Consider the following 24577-nt stretch of genomic DNA (forward strand, 5'->3'; position numbering starts at 1 on the left):
CCCGGCGTGTATGCAGGCGAACACCGGGCTTTGCTGGCAAGATGCGCGTATCCAAAGGTGCGCCCCGCGTTCTTCAGATGCTCCTTAAGGTTCGCCCAGTACATGAGCGTGGCCGATGGTCGACACATGAACCTCGCTGCCAGCGGGTGGCGCGTGCATGCCGGAACTGCGCACCAGCAATGAACGCCCCGGACGCTCATTAGCGTTCAACGTCTGCAATTCCACGGTCAATGTGCAGGTATTACCGCCGAAATCGCATTCGGTGACCACGCCGCGACAGCCGTCCTGTTGCTCCAGACCGTGGGGCGCGCTGATCAGCTGAAGTTGCTCGGGGCGCAGCATGATTTGCGCTGATCGGTTGTTTCTGTGGTTGTTGACCGGTATGCGACCCAGATCGCAATGAGCCCAACCCGCTTCAATTCTGGCCGGCATGACCACGGCATCCCCGAGAAACAGGGCGGTTTGTTCATCGGCGGGATAGCGGTAAAGGTCCAGCGGATGTCCGGATTGCACTAGCCGGCCCTGACGCATCACCGCCAACTGATCGGCGAATGACAACGCTTCACTTTGATCGTGAGTCACCAGAATGGTCGTGACACCGGCGTCAGCCAGAAGCCTTGCGACCAATTTGCGCATGGCGGCGCGCAAACCGGTATCGAGTGCCGAAAACGGCTCGTCCAGCAACATCAGCCGTGGTTGTTGCGCCAGGGCCCGGGCCAGCGCGACACGCTGTTGCTGGCCGCCGGAGAGTTCATGCGGCCAACGATTGGCCATGCTCGAATCCAGTGCCACGCTGTCCATCAACTCGGCGACACGTTCCTGTTTGGCAACGCCCTTGGCCGCTAGCCCGAAACCGATGTTGGCGGCTACGGTCATGTGCGGGAACAGTGCACCATCCTGCGGAACATAGCCGATCAAGCGTTGATGCGCGGGCACCTCGCGGGTGGCGTCGACCAGTGTCTGACCATTGAGCGCAAGGCTGCCCGAGTCCGGGAACTCGAAACCGGCGATCATTCGCAGCAAGGTGGTCTTGCCCGAACCGGACGGGCCGACGATCACCGTACGGCTTCCCGTCGGCACCGACAGGCTGATGTTCTCCAGGGCTTGTTGAGAACCGTAGGACTTGCAGATCGAGTGGAGTTCAAGAGCGTTCATCGGCCAGCCGTGCGTTTGGATTGATGGTAAAGAAGTCCGGTTAACGGAAGCGACAGCAGAATCATGAGCAAGGCATAGGGCGCCGCGGCGGCATAGTCGATTTCACTGGTCATTGCCCAGAAACCGGTGGCCAGGGTGCGCGTGCCATTGGGGGCGAGCAGCAGGGTAGCGGTCAACTCATTGCTGACCGCCAGAAACACCAGCGCAGCGCCAGCGGCCGCACCGGGTGCGGCCAGACGCAGAGTGATCAGCCACAACGCCCGACCGGGCGAACGGCCGAGGCTGCGTGCCATGTTCTCCAGTTCCACCGGCGCCTGGGCGATGCCTGCGCGCAAACTCACCAGGGCGCGGGGCAAAAACATCAGTAAATACGCCAGCAGCACCGTGATGGTGGTCTGGTAAATCGGCCGGGCAAAATGAATCGTCAGGGTCACCAATGCCAGCGCCACGACAATCCCCGGCAACGCGCTGGTAATGTAGTTGCAGCTTTCCAGCACACGTTGCAACGGGCCCGGGGAGCGAATCGACAGCCAGGCGATCGGGATGGCCGCGCAGGTGGTAATAAGCGCGCCGGCGGCCCCGAGTATCAGCGTCTGCTCCAGCGCTGGCAGCAATTCGCTGAGGTTCCAGACTTGCGCGCCACCGGCGATCAGCCACTTGCCAAGGGTGATCAACGGCACACCGAGTGCCAGCACGCAGGTCATGCCTTGCAGCGTGAGCGCGAGTAGGGTGGTGCGCAACTTCAAGCGCACGATCCTTTGTTCGCGCGCGCTTCCCGACCCGACCCGGGCGTAGCGTGCCGTGCCGCGAGCAGCCGACTCGGCCGTCAGCATGGCCAGGCAGCAGAGCGCAAGGACGCCGGCCAGCATATTGGCGGCAGGCCCGTTGAAGGTGGACTTGAACTGATCGAAGATGGCCGTGGTGAAGGTGTCGAAGCGAATCATGGCGTACAGACCGTACTCGGCCAGCAGGTGCAGCCCCACCAGCAAGGCACCGCCGCAGATGGCCAGGCGCAATTGCGGAAGCACCACGCGAAAGAACACTGCCCAGGGCTTGAGCCCCAACGACTCGGAGACATCTTCGATGGCCGGATCGAGCCGGCGCAAAGTCGCTGCTATCGGCAGGTAAAGAAACGGGAAATAGGCGATGACCGACACCAGAACGCCGGCAAACAGCCCATGAATCGGTGGCACCAGACTGACCCACGCATAGCTGTGCACGAATGCCGGCACCGCCAGCGGCGCCGTCGCCAACAGCGACCACCAGCGCCGCCCCGGCAAGTTGGTGCGTTCCGTCAACCAGGCCAGCGCCAGCCCCAGTGCGATGCACAAGGGAATGGTGAGCACCACCAGCAGCACGGTGTTGATCAGCAACTCGCCGACGCGTGGGCGCCATACCAGCGTCACAAGCGTCGCCCAGCCAGTCTGCACCGATACGCCGATCACGAAAGCAATCGGCAGTAACGCCAACAACGACATCAGCACCGATAGACTTATCACCCAGGCGCCGCCACGGCCCGAGAAGACGCCGCGAGAGCGTGCGCGCAAGTTTACAGAGGACGCCGCAGCGACCTCTGCCGGTAGCGTTTCAGGCAACAATTAGAGCAGCCCGGCCTGGGTCATCAGCTCAACCGCCTTTTTGCTGTCGAGTTTCGAGACGTCGACAGTCGGAGCGTCGAGTTGCTGCAGCGGCACCAGTTTCGGATTGGACTCTGCATTCTTGCCCACGGCGTATTCAAACGAGTTGCCGTTCTTGAGGATCGCCTGGCCGTCTTTGCCGGTAATCCATCTCAGGAAGGCCTGGGCCTGTTCCTTGTGTTGACTGGAGGCCAGGACGCCGCCACCAGACAGGCTGACAAAGGCCCCTGGGTCCTTGTGTTTGAAGTAGTTCAGCGAGGTGTTCTTGCTGTTCTCGCCGGTCTTGKACTGATCGACGAAGCTGTAATAGTGATAGATCACGCCGCTGTCGATCTGACCGGCATTGACTGCCTTGAGCACGGCGCTGTTGCCCCGGTAGGCGGTGAAGTTGGTTTTCATGGCTTTCAGCCAGTCGAGGGTCGCGGCTTCACCCTTGAGTTCCAGCACGGCAGCGACGATGGCCTGGAAGTCGGCACCGGCCGGCGAAGCGGCCCAGCGGCCTTTCCAGTTCGGTGCTGCGAGGTCCATCAGCGATTTTGGCAAGTCTGTTTCAGCCAGCTTGCTCGGGTTGTAGACGAACACCGTGGAGCGTGCGGCAATCCCTACCCATTTGCCATGCGCCGGACGATAGGCCGCGCCCACTTGTTCCAGCGTGCTCGGCGCAACCGGTGCAAACAGCCCCGCGTTATCGACCAGCACCATCGCCGGGGAGTTTTCGGTCAGGAACACGTCGGCCGGGGAGGCTGCACCTTCTTGCACGAGCTGATTGCCCATCTCGGTGTCGTCGCCATTGCGCACGGTCACTTTGATGCCGGTTTCCTTGGTGAAGCCTTCGATCCAGGCTTTGGTCAGGCTTTCGTGTTGAGCGTTGTAGACCACGATACCGTCAGCCTGAGCAGCGGCATACACGTGACCGGCGCTGAGGAAAGCGGTGGTCAGCAATGCGTTTTTAAGGAACGAAGGGATGCGGGAAATCATTCTGTCGACGGCTCCTGTTTTTTTTAGTCAACACGCGCGGATTCATTATCGGAACAATGCGAATCATTTGCATGTTTGAGTCGCCGCGAATGTAGAGCGCCAAATGAGAAAAAAACGTCAAAAAAATCGTTAATAGATGTCATTTCACTGTCGACGGAAAACCCGAACCGGCGCCGTGGTGAGCAAAAGCCTGCGCTGACATTTATTCGCCCCGGGGAATAAACGCCACGCTCTGGTCTTCACGGCCGTGGAATATGCGCTCGCCGTTGGTGGGCGTGGTGGTGATGACCTGATGGTCGGCACTCAGGTAGCCCAGCGGTACCGCATCACCGTTGCGGTACTGGGTGATAACGATGGTGCGCTGCGGGTCCCAGTGCTGGCCGCTGGTGTTGTCCAGCCAGGTCATCAGCGCGGCGGTATCGCCGGTGCGAGGAAAGTCCTGGGTTTGCTGCACGTAATAGAAGGGGGCGCCGCCGGTTTGCAGGTACATCGGCACTTTGTTGTCCACCTCGATCATCACCATGCGCCATGTATTGAGCGGTGCGCGTTTGCTGGCCTCAAGCCTGACCGTCTCACCGAACTGAACCACGCCGCCACCGCCGTTGGTCCAGGGATAGAACACACCGAGTATCGCCATCAACAACACAGCGGTCAGGCCGAAACCGATTTTCAATCGGCGACTACCGAACCTGTCTGTGGCGTTGCGCTCGGCCATTCGCCGGGTGATCCACCAGGCGCCCAGCAACTGGGCGAAGGGCACCAGGGGCAACACGTAGTAACTGCGTCGACTGCCGCTGGCCGTGAAAAACAGCATCAACAGACCTAACCCCCAAACCAGCCAGCGCGTATTGGGTTCGACGGTGCGCCAGTAGCGCAGCGCAAACCACAACCCCAGCATCCAGCAAGGCGCCCATGGCAGGGTGTAGACCGGGAGGTAAAGCAGATAGGTGTAGATCGGTCCGATGTGGTCGAAGGGCTGGAAAAACCGCACGACGTTTTCCCGCAGCACCAGGCCCAGGCCACTTTCGCCATAAGTCGGCGCGCCGTAGAGGTGCGACAATATGAACGGCGTCATGTAAAACGCCCCGGCGATGACCAGGGCAGCACACAGCCGCAGATTGAGGTGGCTTTTCCAGCGACCGTCCTGCACCACATGCGGTAACAGCAGCAAGCCCGGCAGAATGAAGCCGATCAGGCCTTTGAACAATGAGGTCAGGGACAACAGCAGGAAAAACACCAGGTAACGGCTCAAACGCGTGTCTTGCGGCCCGCGCCAATACCACCATACCGCCGCCAGCACACCGCAGACAGTGAGGATGTCGGCGGTGGCGACCCGTGCCCAGAACGCGAAATAGAAGGTGGTCGCCAGCATCCAGCCGGCAATCAACCCGGTGCCTTTGCGCATCAGCTGCTCGCCGATCAAGTACACCAGCCAGATGCTCAACCAGGCGGCAATCACCGAAGACAAGCGTAATGACCAGTGTCCCAAACCACCGGTCAGCCAGGCCGTGGCCGTGATCAGCCAGTAGGAGGGCAGCGGTTTGTCGTAATACGGCCCGCCCTTGAGGTAGGGATCGAAATAGTCACCGCTCTGGAGCATTTGCAACGCGATGTTGGCCCAGCGGGTTTCCGGCCCCCATAACTCCCGCGTGCCCAGACCCAACAACAAAATCAGCGCAGACACACCCAGCAGGAGCGCCAACGCGCCCCTGTCACTTGCCCAAAACTTCATGACGGGTTTCCTGTAGAACGGACGGCGTCAGGGTTGGCTCTGCGGGAATATCAGAATCTCCAGTTGGCCGCGCTGATAGCGCTTGCCATCGATGGGCAACATCTCGACTTCCTGCATTTCCACGACACTGTTAACCCGCATCACCACACCGACCGCGCCTTTTTTGCGAGCCTCGGTCATCCATTGCCCGACGTTGTCCATGGTGACTTTACGTGACGCCATGGCGGGATCATCGAGGCCATATTTCAGCTCGCCGATGGTGTTGTAAAGATCGACCTGTGGCCGCTTCAGTCGCCACGACAAAGCTGACGCCGCGCCCAGATCGTTGCTGAGCAACGATGTCGTCTGACTCAAGGCATCCAGATGCTCAGCGATAAACTGGTCAGGCATTTGGCTGTTGACGATCTTCGACGGCATCGCTGCCGGCAACAACGCTACCAGCAGCCAGATGCCGAGTGCAGGCATGGCCCAGAACATCAATGGACGCAGCACCTGCAAGGCGTTGGTGATGATCCAGCCGAGCAACACGATGAACGCCAGGGACAGGGCGAACATCTCGGTGTTTTCGTAGACTTCTTTGGTGGCTTGCAGATAAAGCAGGGCGATCAGGGCGCAGGTGGCGATGACGACGTTGATCACGCCGTTGATGCGAATGATCCGGCCACGCCCCTGATTCAACAGCTCCATCACTGCGTGTCCCATCAGCAACGCCAAAGGCAACAGGCACGGCATGATGTAGGTCGGCAGTTTGCCGCTACTCGAGCTGAAGAACGCCAGCGGCAACAGCATCCAGAGCAACAGAAAACCGATCACGGGCTGGCGCTTTTGCTGCCAGGCCTGAACCAACGTCGTCGGCAACAAGGCGGCCCACGGCAGGCTCGAAGCGACCAGCAGCGGCAGATAGAACCACCACGGGCGAGCATGTTGCGCGTTATCGGCAGCGAAACGGCGAATGTGTTCGTGCCAGAAGAAGAACCGCCAGAAATCCGGTTCCTGATGGTGAATGGCGAGCACCCACGGCAGGCAGACCACCGTCGCCACGACCACCGCCAGTGGTCCGTAACGCAACAGCTCGCCCAGGCGTCGCTGCCAAATCATGTAGGGCAGGGCGATCAACACCGGCAACAACCAGGCGAGAAAGCCCTTGGTCAGGAAGCCCATGCCACAGGCAAAACCCAACAGCGCCCAAGCGCCGAGTTTGCCGCGGGAGGAATGGCTATCGATGGCAAACCACAACGCGACCAGGCTCAAGTTGACCCAGAGCGTGAATTGCGGATCGAGGTTGGCGTATCCGGCTTGTCCGGCGATCAGGCCGAAGCTCATGTAGAGCAAGGTGCAGATAAAGCTCTTGCCCGGATCATTCCAGAATCGGCGAGCAATCAGGTAAGTCAGCCAGACGCTCAGCCCGGTGCTCAGCGCCGAAGCGATACGCACACCAAACAGGTTGTCGCCAAATACCGCTTGACCGATGGCGATCATCCAGTAACCGGCGATGGGTTTCTCGAAGTAGCGGATACCCATGAAGTGCGGGGACACCCAGTTACCGCTCAGCAGCATTTCCTGACTGATCTGGCCATAACGGGTTTCATCGGGAATCCATAGACCATGGGTGACTAGCGGCAGCAGGTAGAAAACCACGTACGCCAGCAGCAAGCCGGGCACGATCCAGCGTTCGGTGATGGGCAGCGCACGCGCGGTGCCACGCAATAAAGAGCCGTCGGGGTGGGGCAACAAGTTATTGGACGTCATGACTCGACCTTGGCGCAGAAGGATGTTGTTCCGCCAGGTGCACGCGTGCACTAGCGGAACTTCTTACATAAAGCAACACAATAGCGATGTGAACTACAGAAGTTGCGTCAGCCATCTAATGGTTACGGACTAGTTATAGTCCGCCCGAGCAAAAACGCTTTCTCGGCTTCGACTTTTTTTGCCGCGATTATTGTTTCAAGGCTTTGCCGTGCAACAGTGTCTGCCAGTCAGTGGCATTCACAATGCCGAGCACTTGAGGTTGCCCGTCGGCGGCAATTTGCACGAACAAGGCACTGCCATACTTACTGGTCGTCGCGTGCTCGAAACCGGTCTGGGCTTCGAAGTCGCTGATGCAACCGCTGTGCGTGACCAGCACCAGATTTCGACGGGCTTGCTTGTGCGCCACCACATCGTTACGCAGGGTTTTGCCACAACTGACCAGCCATTCCTGGGTCACCGCGTCTTTACCGAACATGTAGCGCGAGGTTTGCGCCGTGCGGGTGGCTGGGCTACTCAGCACATCGGTCTGGGTCATGCCCAGCTGCATAAAGCCTTGGCCCACGGCCGTGGCGGCTTCGCTGCCGACTCGGGTAATGCCGTCGGCGGGGCCAAGGCACGGATTGCTGGACTGGTCGCAGCGTTCCGCATGGCGAACCAGTACCACCACTTCACCGGCTTGCCAGCGATCGACCAGGCTGTTGGTCGCTTCGACCCCGGCGGTCGCCAGGTTGATCGGAGATCTGGGCCACCARACAAACCCCGTGACGAGTGCCGCGATAACCAGAGCGGCCGTTGTCGCGACCAGTTTGCCGAGCCGCGACGTAACGATTCGTGCTGTTGGCTGTTTGCGCGATACATGATTAACCACGTTTTGTTTACCCGTCGGTACGCAATAGAGAATAACTTTCAAATACAACCCGGCGTAACAACGCTCGAAGGACCATGGAAAGACACTAGTTCAAGGCAGGTGTCGGAGTAGTGAAAGGGATGTGAAAATTTTGCGTAGAAATATTTCGGTACTTATTTAGTTGGTTGTTGCAACGCTTGTCTTGAACACCACGTACAGTGACCCATCAGAATTGACGAGTGGAACTCAGCAGCCTTCAGCCCAACGGCAGTTGTTTCACCATTGAGCTGGAAGGCGCCTGATGACTGTTATTTTGCTGCCGGGCAGCTTCTCGATGTACTGGCGGTAGCCTGGCTGATGGTGGCGGCCAAGCGCTTCACATTGTTCTGATGAGCCACCACCAACTCATCGATACTCGTGCCGGACGGGGTCTGCAAAGTGCTGCGGCAAGTGACCAATGCAGCATCGCCTTCGCCGAGTTTGCGCAGGCGCCATTTCACGTCGATCAATGCGTACTGACCGGGTATCGAGTCAAAACGCTGAACTTCCAGGCGCAACGACACTTTGCGCTGCGGGTTACTGTTGACCAGTTGATCGACCAGGGCACTGCGCAGTTCTTCCGACAGGCTTGCGCCCCACCACTGTGTTTCGAGGATTGCCAGGCCGGCGTTGCCTTGACGAATGACGATCTGCGGACGGTCGACCTGGGGCGGCACGGTGATGCTTTCGATCTGGATGTCCGCGCCGCCGCTTGCACCGCTCGGTTGAGCCGGGGTCAGGGTGTGGAATTGAATCGGATCACTGCGGCAAGCGGCGAGTAGCAACAACGCAGTGACCAGCGTGATCTTCAGCGAAAATGCCATGGGGTAGCTCCTGTGGTCAGTTGCGCGGTGGCCCTTGCAGATCCATCGGCGGGGCATTGTCGGGGCGGCCGCGAATCAGCGATTCCGGATGCCGTCCCATGTAATCCGAGAGTTCACGCAACGAGCGCGACATGCGTCCAAGCTCGTCCAGGGTCTGGCTCAGTTGTTCCCGTTGTGGCGAATCTTCGGCGAGGGTCGAACTGGCCGATTGCAAGGTCTTGCTGACGTCCGCCAGAGTGGTTTGCACGCCGGGCAGGGTCTTGGCGTTGAATTGTGCGAGGCTTTTGCGCAGTTCGACGAGGTTGCTGTCGAGGTTGCCGGCTATGCGTTCGATGGGCAGCTGGTTGATCTTGTTGACCATGCTCTCGAGTTTTTCCTGCAACTGCTCAAGACTGCCGGGAATGGTGGGAATAACGACGGGACGGGCGGTCGGATCGAACACGACTTTTTCAGCTTTGGGGTAGAAGTCGAGCGCGATGTACAGCTGGCCGGTCAACAGATTGCCGTTACGGGCCTGGGCTCGCAGGCCGTTTTCGATGAAGGAGCCGATCAGGCGCACGCTGGCGGCTTCGTCGTTGGGGTCATGCTTCAAGGCTTCGAGCAATTTGAGATGAGCCTTACCGAGGCGTTGCGGGTAGATCACGATGCCGACATTGACCGGGAAGCTGCGGTTCTTCACGTCGAAATCCAGATTGACCGCCACCACCCGGCCGATCTCTATGCCGAGGAATTCCACCGGTGCATCAACCTTGAGCCCGCGCAATGCCTGATCGAAACGCAAGCTCAGGTACTGCGCCTTGCCGTTGGGCGGGGCGAGGGCGGTATGCTCATCCTCGAACAGGTCGAAGGCATTATCCTCGGCTGCCACTTGATCGTTGGGGCTGTATTCCGGCGCGCGAAACGCGATGCCGCCCACCAACAGGGCCGACAGGGACTCGGTCTTAACCGCAAAACCGTTGGCGCCGACATTTACATCAATACCGCTGGCGTTCCAGAACCGGGTATTTTCGGTAACGTAGGCATCGTTGGGTGCGTGTACGAAGATTTCGATGTTCACCCCTTTGCCGTCGGCATCCAGTTCATACGCCACCACTTGCCCGACGGGGATCTTGCGGTAGTAGACGGGGGAGCCGATGTCCAGCGAGCCGAGGTCCTGAGTGTGCAGCATGAAGCGTTTGCCCGGCTCGCCATAGGTAATGGGCRGCGGGTTTTCCAGCCCGGTGAAGTGTTTGGAGCGGGCATCGGCCTGGCCGATGTCGGCACCAATGTAGTCGCCCGACAGCAAGGTATCGATGCCCGAAACACCACCGGCGCCGATGCGCGGCCGCACAACCCAGAATTGCGAGTCTGCGCGAGTAAAGCTTTCAGCTTGTTTGTCGAGCTGGATCGTGGCGTCGACGCGTTTCTGGTCGCCGCTCAGTTTCACTTCCGAGACGCGGCCGATGACCACATTGCGGTATTTGACCTCGGTCTTGTTGGCCACCAGGCCGCTACCGGTCTTGAACGTGACGGTAATGGTCGGGCCTTCCTGCAGCCAGCTGTGCACCACCAGGGAAATCCCCACCAGCACCGCAACGATCGGCACTATCCATACCAGCGAGACGCTGAAGCGACGGGTCTTGATCGCGGCCTGGCCAGGGGCGTGCGGACCGTCAGTGGCTTGGGACTTCATCCATGCGCTCCTCATCTTGTGGGTTTTCCGGCGCTTGATCCCGTTCTTTATCCCGCTCTTTATCCCAAATAAGTCGCGGGTCGAAACTCATCGCCGACAGCATGGTGAACACCACCACCAGACCAAAGAACAGAATGCCCGGGCGCGGTTCGATATCGCCCAAAGCCTGGAATTTCACCAATGCCGCCACCAGCGCAACGACAATTACGTCGAGCATCGACCAGTAGCCGATCAGCTCGACGAAACGGTAAAGTCTCGAACGTTCCTTGCGCGCCCAGAAGCTTCCGCGTTGCACCGTGATCAGCAGCAAGGAGAGAGCAACGAACTTGATGCCCGGCACCGCGATGCTGGCAATGAAAATGATCAGCGCAATGTCCCATGCACCGTGTGCCCAGAACTCCAGCACACCGCTCATGATGGTGCTGTCGGAGCCGTTGCCGAACAGACTCGTGTTCATTACCGGCAGCAGATTGGCCGGGATATAAAACACCAGTGAGGCCAGCAGATAGGCCCATGTCCGGGTCAGTGAGTCAGGTTTGCGGGCATGCAACGGCGCGCCGCAGCGTTCGCATTCATGAGGTTGATCGGTCATGTCGCAGGCCATGCCACAACTGTGGCACAGGCACAGGTTGAGTTCGCTGGCGAGCGGTGGCCTGTTCATAGGGTGTCCCACAAATCACGCACATCGCGCCCGGCGATGCGGATCAGCAAAAGGCTGAGGACCGCCAGGGCAAACATGCCGATACCCGGCAGCACATCCAGCAACCCGGCGAGCTTGAACACCGCGACCATGGCCCCAAGCAAGCAGACTTCCAGCATGCTCCAGGGCCTGAGGGTTTCCAGCCAGCGCATGCATAGCTTGAAGCCTGGGGAACGTCGGGAGGTCAGGGCGAAGCTCAATACCCAGATCAACAGGAGCAGCTGGAACATCGGCGCGATGATGATGGAAATCGCCGCCACCAACGCAATGAAAGTGATCGGCCCCTGGCTCAGCGCCACCACCGAATCCCACAGCGTCGCGCTGTTCTTCATGCCCTTGAGGCTGATGCTCATGACCGGATAGAAATTTGAGAAAGTCCACAGCACTGCCGCCGTGAAGCTCAGCGCCAGGCGTTGTTGCACCGACAAACCGTTGTAACGCGCAAGCACGCCGCCGCAACGGACGCACAGGGCCTTTTGATGTTTGGCGAGCGTGACTTTTTCATACACGCAGTCGCAGTGCTCGCAGATGATCAATGGGGCAGTCGTCGCCATGGGCCGCACTCGCCAAGAGGCAGAAAATTCAGAGCACCTCCTCAATATAGAAGTGACTAGCGATAGAGCAAATTAAATGGCTGATCAAGAGGAAGGAGAGGGAACGATTAATGAGGAGGCCAATGAGGTCCCCTGTAGGAGCTGCCGAAGGCTGCGATCTTTTGATTTTTAAAAACAAGATCAAAAGATCGCAGCCTTCGGCAGCTCCTACGGATGGGAGTCAACCGAGCAATTCGCGCAACCGGTACCAGAACATGCCAAGCGCCAGCAGCGGTGAGCGCAGGGCTCGTCCGCCGGGAAAGGTCATGTGCGGCACGGCGCTGAACACGTCCAGCCCCTGGCTGTGCCCGGCCTGAATCGCTTCGGCCAGCAGCCGGGCGCACCAGTGGGTCACGTTCAGGCCATGGCCGGAATAACCCTGGGCGTAAAACACGTTCGGGTACTGGCTCAGGCGGCCGGCCTGGGGGAAACGGTTGGCGGTGATGCCGATCTTGCCGCCCCATTGGTAGTCGATGCGCACATCCGCCAATTGCGGGAAGACCTTGAGCAATTTCGGCCGCATATAGGCGCCGATGTCCACGGGGTCGCGCCCGGAATAATGGCAGGCACCGCCAAACAGCAAGCGTCGATCCGGCGAGAGCCGATAGTAGTCGAGGCCGACTTTCTGGTCGCACAGCGCCAGGTTCTGCGGGATCAGTTGAGCGGCCACTTCGGGTGCCAACGGTTCGGTGGCGATGATGTAGCTGCCCGCCGGCAGCACCTTGCCACTTAAACGCGGTTCGAGCTCTTCCAGATGTGCGTTGCACGCCAGCACCAGGCTGCCGGCGCGCACTGTACCGCCGGCGCAGCGAACCTGCACGGTGCTGCCGTGGACCAACTCCAGCACCGGGCTTTGCTCGAAAATCCGTACCCCGAGGGATTGCGCCAGTTGCGCTTCGCCGAGCACCAGATTCAGCGGATGCAAGTGCCCAGAACCCATGTCGATCAGGCCGCCGGCATAAAGGTCCGAGCCCACCACTTGCTGGCGGATCTGCTCGGGGCCGACGAGTCGGGTTTCATGGGCGTACTCCAACTCGGCGAGGCTTTGCAGCTCAGCCTTGAACGCAGCGAACTGCGCCGGGGTATTGGCCAGCTCGCAGAACCCCCAGCGCAGGTCGCAATCGATGCCATGTTCACGGATGCGATTGCCCACCAGTTCCACGGACTCGATACCCGCACGCTCCAGATAACGCACGCCTTCCTCGCCGACATAACGGGCGAACCCACTGACGTCATGGCCGATGCCACGGATCAACTGCCCGCCATTACGACCGCTGGCGCCCCAGCCGATCCGCCGGCCCTCCAGCAGAATCACCGAGAGCCCGCGCTGTGCCAGTTCGATCGCGGTGTTGACCCCGGTGAACCCGCCACCGATCACGCAGACATCGGCTTCAAGGTCCGAATCCAGCGTAGGGTAGGGTGCCATGCCATTGGCCGATGCCGCGTAATAGGAACGGGCATGTTGCTTGTCATGCTGATTCATTGGTTGGACTTCACTTTGCTCCAGGAACGGGTCATCAGACGCATGATCGCCTGGGGCGGGGTGGTGGAGATGTAGAGTTTGTCGAGGACATCCTGGGGTGGGTAGACCTCTGGATTATTGACCAGCCCAGCGTCCATGTATGCCTTGGCCGCCGGGTTCGGGTTGGCATAACCCACCGAGGCGCTGACCTTGGCGATCACTTGCGGGTCCAGCAGGTTATTGATGAAGGCGTGGGCCTGTTTCGGGTTGCTGGCGTCGGCAGGAATCGCCAACAAGTCGAACCACAGGTTGCTGCCTTCCTTGGGGATCGAGTAGGCGATGTTCACACCGTTCTTCGCTTCCTTGGCCCGGTTCGCCGCCTGGAACACATCACCCGAGTAACCGAAGGCCACGCAGATGTCGCCGTTGGCCAGGTCCGAGACGTATTTGGAGGAGTGGAAATAGGTGATGTAAGGCCGGATGCTCAAGAGTTTGGCTTCGGCTTTTTTAAAGTCCTCAGGGTTTTCGCTGCGTGGGTCCATGCCCATGTAGTTGAGGACTGCCGGGAAGACTTCATCGGCCGAGTCCATCATCGACACGCCGCACTGGCTGAGTTTTTTCAGGTTCTCGGGTTCGAACAGCACGGCCTAGGAATCGATGTGATCGATGCCCAGCACTTGTTTGACTTTGTCGACGTTGTAACCGATGCCGTTGGTGCCCCACAGGTACGGCACTGAATGCGCGTTCTGCGGATCGTTTTTCTCCAGCAGCGTCAACAATTTCGGGTCGAGGTTTTTGAAGTTGGGCAGCTGCGAGCGATCCAGTTTGAGGAACGCGCCAGCCTTTACCTGGCGCGCGAGARAGTGGTTGGACGGCACCACCACGTCATACCCGGTGCGGCCGGCAAGCAGTTTGCCCTCCAGGGTTTCGTTGGAATCGAATACGTCGTAGATCACCTTGATCCCGGTTTTTGCCTGGAAGTCGGCGAGGGTGGTCTCGCCGATGTAATCGGTCCAGTTGTAGACGCTGACGCTCGGCTGAGCCTGCGCCCCGGCGCTGAACAACACCGCCAGCGCGACCGGAACCACGGATTTCAATAGACGCATATCGACACCTCTTTGAGTTATTTGGTGATCGTTCCCACGCAGAGCGAGGGAACGATCATTAACAGGAGATTGTGATCAGACGCTGAGCAACAGGAACTCGCGCTCCCAGGAGCTGATCACACGCTTGAAGTTCTCGTGTTCGGCGCGCTTGACCGCGACATACCCCCGGACGAATTTGCTGCCCAGGTAGCGCTTGATGGTTTCGCACTCTTCCATGCGCGTGAGTGCGTCCTCGATGGTGATCGGCAGGCGCAGGTTGCGTCGCTCGTAGGCACGACCCTGCACCGCGGCGCTCGGTTCGATCTGTTCGACCATGCCCAGATAGCCGCACAGCAGGCTTGCGGCAATCGCCAGATAGGGGTTGGCGTCGGCGCCCGGCAAACGGTTTTCCACGCGCATGGCGTCGGGGCTCGAGGTTGGCACGCGCAGGCCGACGGTGCGGTTTTCTTCGCCCCATTCGACGTTGACCGGTGCGGAGGTGTCGGGCAGGAAGCGGCGGAACGAGTTGACGTTGGGCGCGAACATCGGCAGCACTTTGGGGATGTACTTTTGCAGGCCGCCGATGTGGTGCCGGAACAGCGCGCTCATCTGCCCGTCGGCATCGGCAAAGATCGGCTGGCCGCTGGCGATGTCGACCACGCTTTGATGGATGTGCATGGCGCTGCCAGGTTCGTCACCAATGGGTTTGGCCATGAAAGTCGCAGTCACGTTGTGCTTGAGTGCCGCCTCGCGCAGGGTGCGTTTGAACACGGTGATCTGGTCTGCCAGGTCCAGCGCATCGCCATGACGGAAGTTGATTTCCATCTGTGCCGGGCCGTCTTCGTGGATCAGCGTGTCGAGGTCCAGGCCCTGCAGTTCGCACCAGTCGTAGACGTCTTCAAACAGTGGATCGAACTCGTTGGCGGCGTCGATGGAAAACGACTGACGACCGCTTTCCGCGCGGCCAGAACGCCCCAGCGGGGCCTTGAGTGGCAAGTCCGGGTCTTCGCAGCGCTGGGTCAGGTAGAACTCCATCTCCGGCGCGACAATCGGCTGCCAGCCTTTGTCGGTGTAGAGCTGCAGCACTTTTTTCAGCACGTTGCGCGGCGACAGTTCGATGGGGTTGCCGAACTTGTCGAAGGTGTCGTGGATCACGATGGCGGTGGGTTCGATGGCCCACGGCACCACGTAAACCGCGTCGGCGACAGGTTTGCAGACCATGTCGATGTCGGCCGGGTCGAGCAGGTCGTAGTAGATGTCGTCGTCGACAAAGTCCCCGGTTACCGTTTGCAACAGCACACTTTCCGGCAGGCGCATGCCTCGCTCATGCAGGAACTTGTTGGTGGGTGCAATCTTGCCGCGAGCAATGCCGGTCAAATCGCTGACCACACACTCGACCTCGGTAATCTTGTGATCTTTCAGCCACGTGAACAGCTGATCGAAAGGGACATTCATAAGGACCTCATTGTTGGTTTGAGTTACGCCGGAAGGCGCCTTGATCCACCGGACACTTCCCCTGTGGCGCGTTGACGACTATCTTGGGCGGGCCGTGGCGTTCCATCTATCCACTTTAAGCAGCACCAAAACGCACCAAACGAGTGCGTAAGGTCACCCCATGACAGCGTGCAATCCGTTACAGGTTCAAGCCTTCAACACCGCCGACGTGGCCGAGCAGATCCGCGCCACACCGGGTTGGGTGCAGCACTATCAGCAGATGTCGCCGGGGCATTTCGCCGGGCGGGTGCGCTATCTGGACTTGCAAGGCGTGGAGATTTACGAAGAGCAGATGAACACTCGGGTCGAGCAGAATTTCAGCGCCCCCGAAGGCTCACTGGCGTTTTGTTTCGATCGCAATGACAACTCGCTGTACATGTTGAACGGCGAGAGCCGCAACATCTGGATCACCCCGGAGAACTACCAGGAAATCGCCGTGGTGTTCGGGCCGCAATTCGTTCAACGGCATGGCCTGGACGTGGCGCGGCTCGAAGGCTTGTTTATGTCGCCGCTCAATTGCGGGCAGAACGCGCTGTTCAGCCGCTGGTTGAGCGGCACCTTGACGCGACTGGAACAAACGCTGGATCCGCCGAGCAAAGAGGCATTGACCCAGCAGTTGCTGGAGGACTGTTTGTTCATCCTCGATAACGCCTGTGTGTGTCTGGATCGCGCAGGCATGCAGCGTCGGGCCGAAGAGCGAACGATCATGAAGCGCGTCGCCGAATGGGCCGCCGATACCCCGGAAGAAACCCTAAACTTGCTGGAACTGTCCCTGGTGGCCGGGGTTTCGTTGCGTCAGTTGCAGCACGCGTTCAAGGCGTATACCGGGATGACGCCTTCGCATTGGTTGCGCTTGCGCCGGCTCAACAGTGCGCGCCGTGAGTTGCTCAGCCGAACGGCCGGCGACACGACAGTCGCGCAAGTGGCGATGCACTGGTCGTTCTGGCATTTGGGGCGATTTTCCAGCAGTTATCGAGCGTTGTTCCAGGAATTTCCCAGCCAGACGCTCGCCCGCCAACACAGTGGACCTGGTCGGAGATCATCATGAGTCGGTTATCGTCTATTAGTCTGTGTGTTGTCATGTCGATGGCTTACACGCAGGTTCAGGCCGAAACGGTCGTGCCCTTGAAAGGGCAGAGTTCGCAACAAATCCAGCTGGACATCAACGATTGCCGCAATGTCGCGGCGAGTCAGAGCGCCTCGACTCCACCACCCTCGGGCGGGCGCTTGCGCGGTGCTGCGGTGGGTGCCGCTGCCGGGTCGGTGGGCGCTGAGGTGCGAGGGCGTCAGCATGACGAGTTTTACGATCGGGTCGACGACGATGTGAAACAGGACTATCGCCAGAACAGAGCCGGGCAAACCGCGGTGGTCGGCGGCGCACGCCAGCGCCAGGAGCGCCGTGCGCAGCAAAAAAACAGCGCGGCGACCAGTTCAACTGCCTATACCAGCTGCCTGCAAGGTCGGGGTTATCAGGTAACGCCCTGAGCCCCCGGCGTTCGCTGCCGCTGTTCGATCAGGTGAACCATCAGGTCGGCATAGAGCGTGAGGGCGATAAACAACCCCATGCGCACGGCGAAGGCGGTATAGACGTCTTTGCCGGCAAGACTGTCCTGCACCGACTGGCCCAGCAGGATGATCAGCGTGACCAGGCTGTTGAGCCAGAACCCCGGGGTTTGTCGAGTCGGACTCAGGGCATAGAGCTTGCGCGCCAACAGCAAGCCGAACAGCAGCATCCACAGAAAGAACATCCACAAGTGCACGAACAGGCTGAGCGCGCACCAGAACACAATGGCCAACAGCCCGCCCATCAAGGTCGAGCCGAGCAGTTCGCGACTGGCGTTGCGCGTCGTTACCGTTGAACTCTGCTGGCCCAGACTGACCGCTTTCAAAATGATCGGCAGATAACTGGCCGGGTCGATCAGCGCCAACAGGAACGCCGGCATCACGATCAGGGTGGCACGCAGCGCTATCCTGGGCACTTCTTGCGCCGGCATAGCGCTGGCGGCAGGTGGGGAGGGCGCATTGGCCGGGTCGGGAAACAGCCAGTGACTGATCGCTACGACAATGACGGCGAGGAGCAAGGCCTTGACCAGAGCACCGATGACCATCATCGCCAGATCGAACTCGGCAACGCCGGCTGAGGAAATCATCGTCAGGCCAATGATCAGAAAGGTCACGACCAAGGTGTTGCCGCCGCGCAGCCCGAAACCAAAGGCCAGGAACAGACTGACACCGATCAGCAGCACACCGCTGAGGGGGTAATAGCGCAGGACCGGGATCAATAACAGCCCGATGCCGGTGGTCAGCATCGCAACCACTGCCAGCATCGCGCCGGCCTTGAATGGCAGGGGTTTGTTAAGCGTGGCCAACAGCAACACGCAAAGCACCGGCGCAATAAACGGGATCGGCAGCGCCAGGCCGAAGCTGATGGCCAGGCACAGCGCCGTGCCAATGGCCAGACGCGGCGCCCGTTGAAATCCGGGCGGACGATCAGTAGGCATAAGACAGCCAGCTCATCAGCCTCACAAACAAGCGCCCCAAGGGATTCAGCAGAGGGTTCTGCACAGGAAAGGCCATGACTTCGGCCTGGCCCCCGGCACGAATGGCGCGATTGTCACGTAGCACCTGCATCGCCTCGTCAGAAAATTCGATGATCACCGGGAAGCGTTGGGCCGGACGCAACCAGTCGCGACTGTTTTGCACACTGGGCAAGGTGCCTGGCGCCGGCGTTTGCCCCACGCTGACGCCGTAGCCGACGCTGCGCACCCGTCCCTCGAAGACCTCGCCCGGCAGCGCGTCCAGCACGATCGCCACCGGAGTTCCAGGCTTGACCCGCCCCAGGTTGTTCTCGGTCATGTCCGCACTGATCCACACATCGTGGATGGCAATCAAGGTCATGACCGGCGTGCCGACCGCGGCGAATTGGCCGACGTCGGTGCGCAGGTCAGTTATCAAACCCGCCGAGCGCGCGCGGACTTGGGTGTTGGCCATGTCGAGTTCGGCTTTTGATAACGCCGTGGCGGCGCTGCGTAACAGCGCGTTGTCTTCCTCGCTGCCGCCTTCCTGTTCCCGTGCGCGCTGCACTTCGGCACGGGCCGCGGCAACCTGGCTGACGGCCTGTTCACGGCTGGCCCGAGAGGCTTCAAGCAAGCGCACGGAAATGGTTYCGCGGTCTTGGCGGTACAGGCTTTCGAGGCGTTCGTTATCCTGCCGGGCCTTGAGTTCATTGGCCTGGGCCGCCCGCAACGAGGCTTGCGCTGAGGCAATGCCGGCAGTGCTGGCACCGATCTGCCGGCGGGTAGACTCAAGATCAGCGCGTGCGCGGTCGGCGGCTATTTGATAGGGCTGCTGATCGACCTCGAACAGCACATCGCCGGCCTTGACGTCCTGGTTGTTGCGCACATTCACGCGGATCACCTGACCGGCCACCTCGGCCGCCACCGGAATCACAAAGGCACCGACCCGAGCCTGTTGCGTATACGGCGTGAAACGGTCAGCCAACAGATACCAGGCCAGGCTCAGGACGATCAGCAGCAGCACCCATTTGATGCCTTTTTTCGCCGGATCGGCAGCCGGTTCGGGCGCCTTGGAAGAGGGCGCTTCAGTGGCGGGCGGTGAGGGCTCACTCATCGGCTTTGACCTTGTCTGACGTGGAAGAGAGGGCTCGCGAAGGGACTGGTTCATTCAGCAGGTCGCCCCAGTCGGTGCGGTGTTCCATTTGTTGGCGAGTGCCTGGGTCGACGGGTGGCAGAGCGCTGTACCAGCCACCGCCGAGGGCTTTGTACAGGGCGATCAGATTGCTCACGGCATCGCTGCGGCTGAGCAGGTAATTGTCCTGCTGTTGGAGCAGTGCGCGTTGAGCATCCAGCACCCGCTGGAAGTCCGAGTAGCCTTCGCGGTATTGGCTGTTGGCCAGGCTCAGCGAGCGCTTGGCGGCGACCTGCGCTTCACGCAGGATGCGCTCGCGTTCCAGTGATTTGCTCAGGCCGCTGGCGGCATCATCGGCCTCGCGCGCGGCCTGGCGGACTTTGTCGCGATAAGCCTCAATCAGCTGCTGCAAGCGCGCATCCTGGACCCGCACGTTGTTGCTGATCTGGCCGTGATCAAACAGGTTCCAGCGCAAACTGGGGCCGCCGATCAGGTCCAGGCTATTGGAGGTGCCCTTCAGCGTGTCGGTCGACCAGACGATGCTGCCGAGCAAGGTCAGCGACGGATAGAAATCGGTTTCTGCCACGCCGATCAGTGCCGATTGGGCGGCGACGTTGAGTTCGGCGGCGCGTACGTCCGGTCGACGCAACAGCAGGCTGGCGGGTACGTCTTGCAGCACGGCACGGTCTACCAGCGGAATCAGTCCTTGGTTTTCGAGCAATTGGGGCAGGGCGTTGGGCGGTTGCCCTGTCAGCACGGCCAACGCGTTGCGGGTACGCAGTACTTGCCCCTCAAGCTCCGGAATGCTGCTCAACGTGCCCAGGTACTGGGTCTTGGCTTGTTGCAAGTCGAGTTCGGCGCTCTGGCCGCTGTTGAACAGTTTCTCGGTGATTTCAAAGTTGCGCTTTTGCTGTTCGGCGTTTTCTCGGGCGACACGTAAACGCGCTTCGGTGGTGCGCAATGAGAAGTAAGTATCGGCCACTTGAGCACGCAGCAGTACCAGTACGTCCTCATAATTGGCTTGAGCCGCAAAGTAACTGGCATCGGACGACTCGATGGCCCGACTGAAACGTCCCCAGAAGTCCAGCTCCCAACCGACATCAAAGCCCACGCTGTGTTGCCAGAAATGGCTGTCTTGCGGGTTGCTGCCGCCGGATTGCCGGCGGTTGAAGTACAGACTTTCGGCACTGGCCTGTTGCAGTTGCGGATAGCGTCCGCTTTGCGCCATGCCCAGCCTGGCGCGGGCTTCCATTACGCGAAGGCCGGCAATCTTCAGGTTGGAATTGTGCGCATCCGCTTCGGCAATCAGCCCGTCGAGGACCGGGTCGGCGAACACTTGCCACCACTGGCGCACATCGGGATAGGCGCGTCTTTCGCTGGCCTGTTCAAGCGCGGGGCTGCTCCAGAGTTTTGTCCAGGCCTCGCCCGGGGCCTGGAAATCCGGCCCCAGACGCACGCAACCGCCAAGAGCGAGGGCAACCAGTAGAAGCAGCGGACCCGGGCGCGTCAGCATCGCAGCACTGTAAGTTGGTCACGGGAAAACCTCATCCGAGCGTCCCCAATGTTGAATGCCCTGGCTGTTGGGCGGGCTTGAACCGGTTTTGATTAGGTTAGTACAGCCAAGACAAACACAAAGTCATGTTTGACAAACAGGGTATCGAGCAACTGCTACGCTTTTGAAAGTTATTCATTCGGGTGAATATGAAGGGTACGAAGACCATGACCAGCCCCCAGGACAACATTGCCCCCATCTCCACCGGTTGGCGCTTCAAAGCAGGCATTGCGATACTCAGTTTGACGGTGATCTCCTGGTTGACGGTGCCGCTCGCCGCCGCCGCGGATGTGCCCGGCCCAAAGATCGCGGCACTGACAGGCATTTTGTTTATCAGCAACAAGATTCTGCTGATCCTCGCCATCGCCGTCATGGGCAAGTCCGGTTTTCAGCAACTCAAGCGCAGCGTGTTTGGCTATGTTTCCACGCTCGCACCGACTGAACTGGAAGTAGGCCCGGCTCGCCATAGAATTGGCCTGGTGATGTTTTGCCTGCCACTGATTTCATCATTTCTCGAACCTTACGTGGACACGCTGTGGCCGGGGCTGAGACCGAACCTCTGGCAGGCCCAGGCGCTGGGCGATGCCATGTTGGTCGGCAGCTTTTTCGTACTGGGCGGGAATTTCTGGGACAAGGTGCGTGCTTTGTTTATCCGCACGGCGCGTGTTGTCAACGTGAGTACGGTGTGAGTGCTTCTAACGAGAGATGATCCCGTGATCGATCGCGTATTTTACGAGGGCGGCGGGTTTGTCGATGTTGAGTTTGCGGCGGATACTCAGGCGATGGGTTTCCACCGTGCGGACGCTGATGTCCAGCTCACGAGCCATTTCCTTGTTGTTCAACCCCTGAGCCATTTTGTACAGCACCTGGCTCTCGCGTGGTGTCAGTTCGTTGTCGGTACTTTTATCGGCGATAAGCCGTTGGGCGATTTCGGCACTGTAGAACGTCCCACCACTGACAATGGCTTCGATGGCCGCGATGATTTCCCGTGAAGGCGCGTTCTTCAGCACATAGCCACTGGCGCCCGAGCGCACGGATTCACTGACGTATTCGTAGTTGTCGTACATGCTCAGCACCAACACCTTGAGCGACGGGTACTGGCTGCGCAACAGCCGGGTCAGCTCGAGCCCGTTGATATCCTTCAGGCTGATGTCGACCAGCAACAGATCCGGCTGACAGCGCCCGACCATCGCAATGGCATCGGCGCCATTCTCGGCTTCGCCCACCACTTCCAGCGGCGCCATGACCGCCAGCAGCGATTTGATTCCATCGCGGACCAGGGAGTGATCGTCGACCAGGGCGACGCGGATCGGGTAGGGCAAGTTCATCGCAGGCATTCACTCTAATTGTTATGGGTTGAGTCAGCGTTCTGTACCGGGTGGCTTCATCGGCAGCAGCACGTCCAGCTCACTTCTTCCCGGCATCGAGGTCAGGTCGAATCGACCGCCAAAATGCTCGACTCGCTCACGGATATTGCGCAGGCCAATGCCGGCCTGGCGACGCTCGACCTGGGCGACATTGAAACCTCTGCCGTCATCGATCACCGTCAACCGTACGGACTTTTCGCAGCCGTGCAGGGTAATGATGACGTGTTTTGCCTGGGCGTGGCGTTCGATGTTGGTCAGGCCTTCTTGCACAATGCGAAACAGCGAGGCGGCGGCGCCATCGGCCAGGTGACAGTCGAATTCGTTATCGTTGAAGGTTACAACAAGACCGCTGCGTTGCTCGAACTCGGCGGCGAGTTGACCGATTGCCGCCGGCAGGCCGAGGGTGTCGAGCAACGATGAGCGCAGGTCGTGGGAGAGGCTGCGAACCTCGCCGATCGCTTCCCCCAGGCGCTCGGTGGCGTCTCTTAAAATGCTCAAGCCTTTGTCCTGACCGTTCTCCAGCACATGGCTGGCCAGTTCGAACTGAAACTTGATAGAGACCAGCAGCTGGCTGATGCCGTCGTGCAGCTCTCGGGAAACCCGCGAACGCTCTTCCTCCTGCAAGCTGACGATGCGTTGGGTCAGGCGCTGCAGCTTTTTGTCGGCCAGGCGATGTTCGCTGACGTTCAGCGTCATGCCGCTGGCGAACACAAACAGCACTGCCACAAGCGCTACTGCGGCAATCGCTAACATGGTTGTGCGGATGCCCTGAGCCACCTCGGCACGCGCTTGCTGGGTGGCGCGTTCAACGTCTTCAAGGTAGATGCCGGTGCCGAGCATCCAGCCCCAACGATCGAGCATCACTACGTAGGCGAGCTTGTCGGTCACTTGGCCGGAAGAGGGTTTGTTCCAGGCGTAACGTTGAAAGCCTTCGCCGGATGCCGCGCTTTTGAGCAACGCCTGGATTACGGGCAGGCCGTGAGGGTCTTTCATGTCCCACAGGTATTGGCCCACCAGCTCCGACTGGCGTGCATGCATCAGGCTGCGGCCCTCGCGGTCGTAGACGAAGAAGTAGCCGTTGATGCCAAAGCTGAGCTTGCGCAGTTCTTCCAGCACTTGTTGCTGTGCGTGTTCGTCACCACGGCCGTTGTCGTACAGCGGCGCGATCAGGCTTTGCGCCATTTCAACGTAGTTTTTCAGCTCTGCGCGCTTGCTGGCCAGAATGCTGTCTTCGATCAGTTGCGCCTGTTGATCGCCCAGTTGGCGGTTCAGGGAAATCACCAGCGCACAGATGACCGCGATCGCCAACACCAGCGGCAGAATGCCGAGCGCGACGATTTTGTGTTTGAGCTGCATTTCTACTCCTGGCCAGACCGAGGGAGGGCGAAGGCCCGGCATCATATGCCAAAGATACGCGCCTCCAGTAGCGGTGCTGGACAGAATGACAAACCGTCTACGTAGAACTACGTAGACGCCACGTACGTAGTAACGCGGATTTATTTGTCGACAGCATGGGTGGATATTGGGCCCGCTCCGCAAAGCGGACACAATTATAATAATTACCGCCGCAGTCACTGACTGTCGGCAGGAGACACGCTATGCCCCGTCTGGCTAAACACCTCGCCTGGTTTGCCGTGGCTGTCTTGGGAGCGTTTGCGCTAAGTGTCGTGGCCCTGCGCCGCGGCGAAGCCATCAACGCCCTCTGGATCGTAGTCGCAGCCGTCGCTATCTACCTCGTCGCATACCGCTATTACAGCCTGTTCATCGCCACCAAGGTGATGCAACTCGACCCCAATCGAGCCACTCCCGCCGTACTCAATAATGATGGTCTGGACTACGTGCCGACCAATAAACACGTACTCTTTGGTCACCACTTCGCAGCCATTGCCGGCGCGGGGCCGCTGGTCGGTCCGGTGCTGGCGGCGCAGATGGGCTACCTGCCCGGTACGCTGTGGCTGATTGCCGGCGTGGTGCTGGCCGGTGCGGTTCAGGACTTCATGGTCCTGTTCATGTCCACCCGCCGCAACGGCCGTTCCCTGGGCG

The 24577-nt window shown here is 59.9% G+C and carries 21 protein-coding genes and 1 pseudogene; 4 read left to right on the top strand and 18 right to left on the bottom strand.

Features of this window, described 5'->3' with window-relative positions:
* Window positions 1–84: 84 nt before the first annotated feature.
* The 13 genes and pseudogenes from AC1D2Q_RS26340 to AC1D2Q_RS26400 form a co-directional block, all read right to left on the bottom strand.
* The gene (locus tag AC1D2Q_RS26340; protein WP_477815088.1) at window positions 85–1155 is read right to left on the bottom strand and encodes an ABC transporter ATP-binding protein; all 1071 of its coding nucleotides are present in this window, start codon (window positions 1153–1155) and stop codon (window positions 85–87) included.
* Window positions 1152–2750, bottom strand: coding sequence for an ABC transporter permease (locus tag AC1D2Q_RS26345; protein WP_477815106.1), 1599 nt, complete (start codon window positions 2748–2750; stop codon window positions 1152–1154). Before AC1D2Q_RS26345 ends, AC1D2Q_RS26340 begins: the two co-directional genes overlap by 4 nt.
* Window positions 2751–2753: 3 nt before the next feature.
* Entirely contained in the window at window positions 2754–3770 is a 1017-nt protein-coding gene (locus tag AC1D2Q_RS26350; RefSeq protein WP_477815089.1) for an iron ABC transporter substrate-binding protein, read from the bottom strand.
* A gap of 202 nt (window positions 3771–3972) precedes the next feature.
* Window positions 3973–5502, bottom strand: a complete 1530-nt coding sequence (locus AC1D2Q_RS26355) for an ArnT family glycosyltransferase (protein WP_477815090.1) — start codon at window positions 5500–5502, stop codon at window positions 3973–3975.
* Between the two features lie 27 nt (window positions 5503–5529).
* Entirely contained in the window at window positions 5530–7251 is a 1722-nt protein-coding gene (gene arnT / locus AC1D2Q_RS26360; protein WP_477815091.1) for a lipid IV(A) 4-amino-4-deoxy-L-arabinosyltransferase, read from the bottom strand.
* 187 nt (window positions 7252–7438) lie between these two features.
* Window positions 7439–8119: a lipopolysaccharide core heptose(II)-phosphate phosphatase PmrG gene (gene pmrG, locus AC1D2Q_RS26365; RefSeq protein ID WP_477815092.1), complete on the bottom strand. Its 681-nt coding sequence runs from the start codon at window positions 8117–8119 to the stop codon at window positions 7439–7441.
* Between the two features lie 287 nt (window positions 8120–8406).
* The gene (locus AC1D2Q_RS26370) at window positions 8407–8961 is read right to left on the bottom strand and encodes a PqiC family protein (RefSeq protein ID WP_477815093.1); all 555 of its coding nucleotides are present in this window, start codon (window positions 8959–8961) and stop codon (window positions 8407–8409) included.
* Between the two features lie 16 nt (window positions 8962–8977).
* Complete coding sequence (locus tag AC1D2Q_RS26375) at window positions 8978–10633, bottom strand: PqiB family protein (RefSeq protein ID WP_477815094.1); 1656 nt, start codon at window positions 10631–10633, stop codon at window positions 8978–8980.
* On the bottom strand, window positions 10614–11294 hold the full coding sequence (locus tag AC1D2Q_RS26380; RefSeq protein ID WP_477815095.1) for a paraquat-inducible protein A: 681 nt from the start codon (window positions 11292–11294) through the stop codon (window positions 10614–10616). Before AC1D2Q_RS26380 ends, AC1D2Q_RS26375 begins: the two co-directional genes overlap by 20 nt.
* Complete coding sequence (locus tag AC1D2Q_RS26385) at window positions 11291–11887, bottom strand: paraquat-inducible protein A (protein WP_477815096.1); 597 nt, start codon at window positions 11885–11887, stop codon at window positions 11291–11293. Before AC1D2Q_RS26385 ends, AC1D2Q_RS26380 begins: the two co-directional genes overlap by 4 nt.
* Before the next feature lie 220 nt (window positions 11888–12107).
* A complete protein-coding gene (locus AC1D2Q_RS26390) occupies window positions 12108–13409 on the bottom strand; it encodes an NAD(P)/FAD-dependent oxidoreductase (protein WP_477815097.1) in 1302 nt (433 codons plus the stop codon).
* A pseudogene (locus AC1D2Q_RS26395) lies at window positions 13406–14494 on the bottom strand (polyamine ABC transporter substrate-binding protein). Before AC1D2Q_RS26395 ends, AC1D2Q_RS26390 begins: the two are co-directional and overlap by 4 nt.
* Window positions 14495–14569: 75 nt before the next feature.
* Window positions 14570–15928: a glutamine synthetase family protein gene (locus AC1D2Q_RS26400; protein WP_428635171.1), complete on the bottom strand. Its 1359-nt coding sequence runs from the start codon at window positions 15926–15928 to the stop codon at window positions 14570–14572.
* A 160-nt stretch (window positions 15929–16088) separates the two neighbouring features.
* Here AC1D2Q_RS26400 and AC1D2Q_RS26405 point away from each other — a divergent pair, with 160 nt between their 5' ends.
* Window positions 16089–17015: a helix-turn-helix domain-containing protein gene (locus tag AC1D2Q_RS26405; RefSeq protein ID WP_477815098.1), complete on the top strand. Its 927-nt coding sequence runs from the start codon at window positions 16089–16091 to the stop codon at window positions 17013–17015.
* Entirely contained in the window at window positions 17012–17452 is a 441-nt protein-coding gene (locus tag AC1D2Q_RS26410; RefSeq protein WP_477815099.1) for a hypothetical protein, read from the top strand. The genes AC1D2Q_RS26405 and AC1D2Q_RS26410 overlap by 4 nt, the downstream gene beginning before the upstream one ends.
* Here AC1D2Q_RS26410 and AC1D2Q_RS26415 read toward each other — a convergent pair.
* From AC1D2Q_RS26415 to AC1D2Q_RS26425, 3 genes are read right to left on the bottom strand one after another with little or no spacing between them, the layout of a single operon-like run.
* Window positions 17437–18468: a DUF2955 domain-containing protein gene (locus AC1D2Q_RS26415; RefSeq protein ID WP_477815100.1), complete on the bottom strand. Its 1032-nt coding sequence runs from the start codon at window positions 18466–18468 to the stop codon at window positions 17437–17439. The two genes, AC1D2Q_RS26410 and AC1D2Q_RS26415, sit on opposite strands and share 16 nt — an antisense overlap.
* Window positions 18458–19597, bottom strand: a complete 1140-nt coding sequence (locus AC1D2Q_RS26420; RefSeq protein WP_477815101.1) for an HlyD family secretion protein — start codon at window positions 19595–19597, stop codon at window positions 18458–18460. Before AC1D2Q_RS26420 ends, AC1D2Q_RS26415 begins: the two co-directional genes overlap by 11 nt.
* Complete coding sequence (locus AC1D2Q_RS26425; protein WP_477815102.1) at window positions 19590–21128, bottom strand: efflux transporter outer membrane subunit; 1539 nt, start codon at window positions 21126–21128, stop codon at window positions 19590–19592. Before AC1D2Q_RS26425 ends, AC1D2Q_RS26420 begins: the two co-directional genes overlap by 8 nt.
* A gap of 206 nt (window positions 21129–21334) precedes the next feature.
* On the opposite strand from AC1D2Q_RS26425, the gene AC1D2Q_RS26430 reads away from it, so the two are divergent.
* Window positions 21335–21856 carry a transporter suffix domain-containing protein gene (locus AC1D2Q_RS26430; protein ID WP_477815103.1) on the top strand — a complete coding sequence of 174 codons (522 nt, stop codon included), beginning with the start codon at window positions 21335–21337 and terminating at the stop codon, window positions 21854–21856.
* A gap of 6 nt (window positions 21857–21862) precedes the next feature.
* On the opposite strand, the gene AC1D2Q_RS26435 is transcribed toward AC1D2Q_RS26430, so the two are convergent.
* Both AC1D2Q_RS26435 and AC1D2Q_RS26440 read right to left on the bottom strand, forming a co-directional pair.
* Complete coding sequence (locus AC1D2Q_RS26435; RefSeq protein WP_028940608.1) at window positions 21863–22495, bottom strand: response regulator; 633 nt, start codon at window positions 22493–22495, stop codon at window positions 21863–21865.
* 33 nt (window positions 22496–22528) lie between these two features.
* Window positions 22529–23890: a cache domain-containing protein gene (locus AC1D2Q_RS26440; RefSeq protein ID WP_477815104.1), complete on the bottom strand. Its 1362-nt coding sequence runs from the start codon at window positions 23888–23890 to the stop codon at window positions 22529–22531.
* A gap of 242 nt (window positions 23891–24132) precedes the next feature.
* On the opposite strand from AC1D2Q_RS26440, the gene AC1D2Q_RS26445 reads away from it, so the two are divergent.
* Window positions 24133–24577 (top strand): carbon starvation CstA family protein (locus tag AC1D2Q_RS26445; RefSeq protein ID WP_477815105.1); only part of this gene is annotated, 445 nt, incomplete at its 3' end.

The organism is Pseudomonas sp. P1_A1 (assembly GCF_056406935.1).

Excerpts from the sequence above, each read along its gene's own strand:
- AC1D2Q_RS26425 (WP_477815102.1), bottom strand. The coding sequence starts at position 21,128 with ATGCTGACGCGCCCGGGTCCGCTGCTTCTACTGGTTGCCCTCGCTCTT.
- AC1D2Q_RS26400 (WP_428635171.1), bottom strand. The coding sequence starts at position 15,928 with ATGAATGTCCCTTTCGATCAGCTGTTCACGTGGCTGAAAGATCACAAG.
- AC1D2Q_RS26355 (WP_477815090.1), bottom strand. The coding sequence starts at position 5,502 with ATGAAGTTTTGGGCAAGTGACAGGGGCGCGTTGGCGCTCCTGCTGGGT.
- AC1D2Q_RS26415 (WP_477815100.1), bottom strand. The coding sequence starts at position 18,468 with ATGCCTACTGATCGTCCGCCCGGATTTCAACGGGCGCCGCGTCTGGCC.
- AC1D2Q_RS26390 (WP_477815097.1), bottom strand. The coding sequence starts at position 13,409 with ATGAATCAGCATGACAAGCAACATGCCCGTTCCTATTACGCGGCATCG.
- AC1D2Q_RS26435 (WP_028940608.1), bottom strand. The coding sequence starts at position 22,495 with ATGAACTTGCCCTACCCGATCCGCGTCGCCCTGGTCGACGATCACTCC.
- AC1D2Q_RS26340 (WP_477815088.1), bottom strand. The coding sequence starts at position 1,155 with ATGAACGCTCTTGAACTCCACTCGATCTGCAAGTCCTACGGTTCTCAA.
- AC1D2Q_RS26410 (WP_477815099.1), top strand. The coding sequence starts at position 17,012 with ATGAGTCGGTTATCGTCTATTAGTCTGTGTGTTGTCATGTCGATGGCT.
- AC1D2Q_RS26380 (WP_477815095.1), bottom strand. The coding sequence starts at position 11,294 with ATGAACAGGCCACCGCTCGCCAGCGAACTCAACCTGTGCCTGTGCCAC.
- arnT (WP_477815091.1), bottom strand. The coding sequence starts at position 7,251 with ATGACGTCCAATAACTTGTTGCCCCACCCCGACGGCTCTTTATTGCGT.
- AC1D2Q_RS26385 (WP_477815096.1), bottom strand. The coding sequence starts at position 11,887 with ATGGCGACGACTGCCCCATTGATCATCTGCGAGCACTGCGACTGCGTG.
- AC1D2Q_RS26430 (WP_477815103.1), top strand. The coding sequence starts at position 21,335 with ATGACCAGCCCCCAGGACAACATTGCCCCCATCTCCACCGGTTGGCGC.
- AC1D2Q_RS26370 (WP_477815093.1), bottom strand. The coding sequence starts at position 8,961 with ATGGCATTTTCGCTGAAGATCACGCTGGTCACTGCGTTGTTGCTACTC.
- AC1D2Q_RS26405 (WP_477815098.1), top strand. The coding sequence starts at position 16,089 with ATGACAGCGTGCAATCCGTTACAGGTTCAAGCCTTCAACACCGCCGAC.
- AC1D2Q_RS26440 (WP_477815104.1), bottom strand. The coding sequence starts at position 23,890 with ATGCAGCTCAAACACAAAATCGTCGCGCTCGGCATTCTGCCGCTGGTG.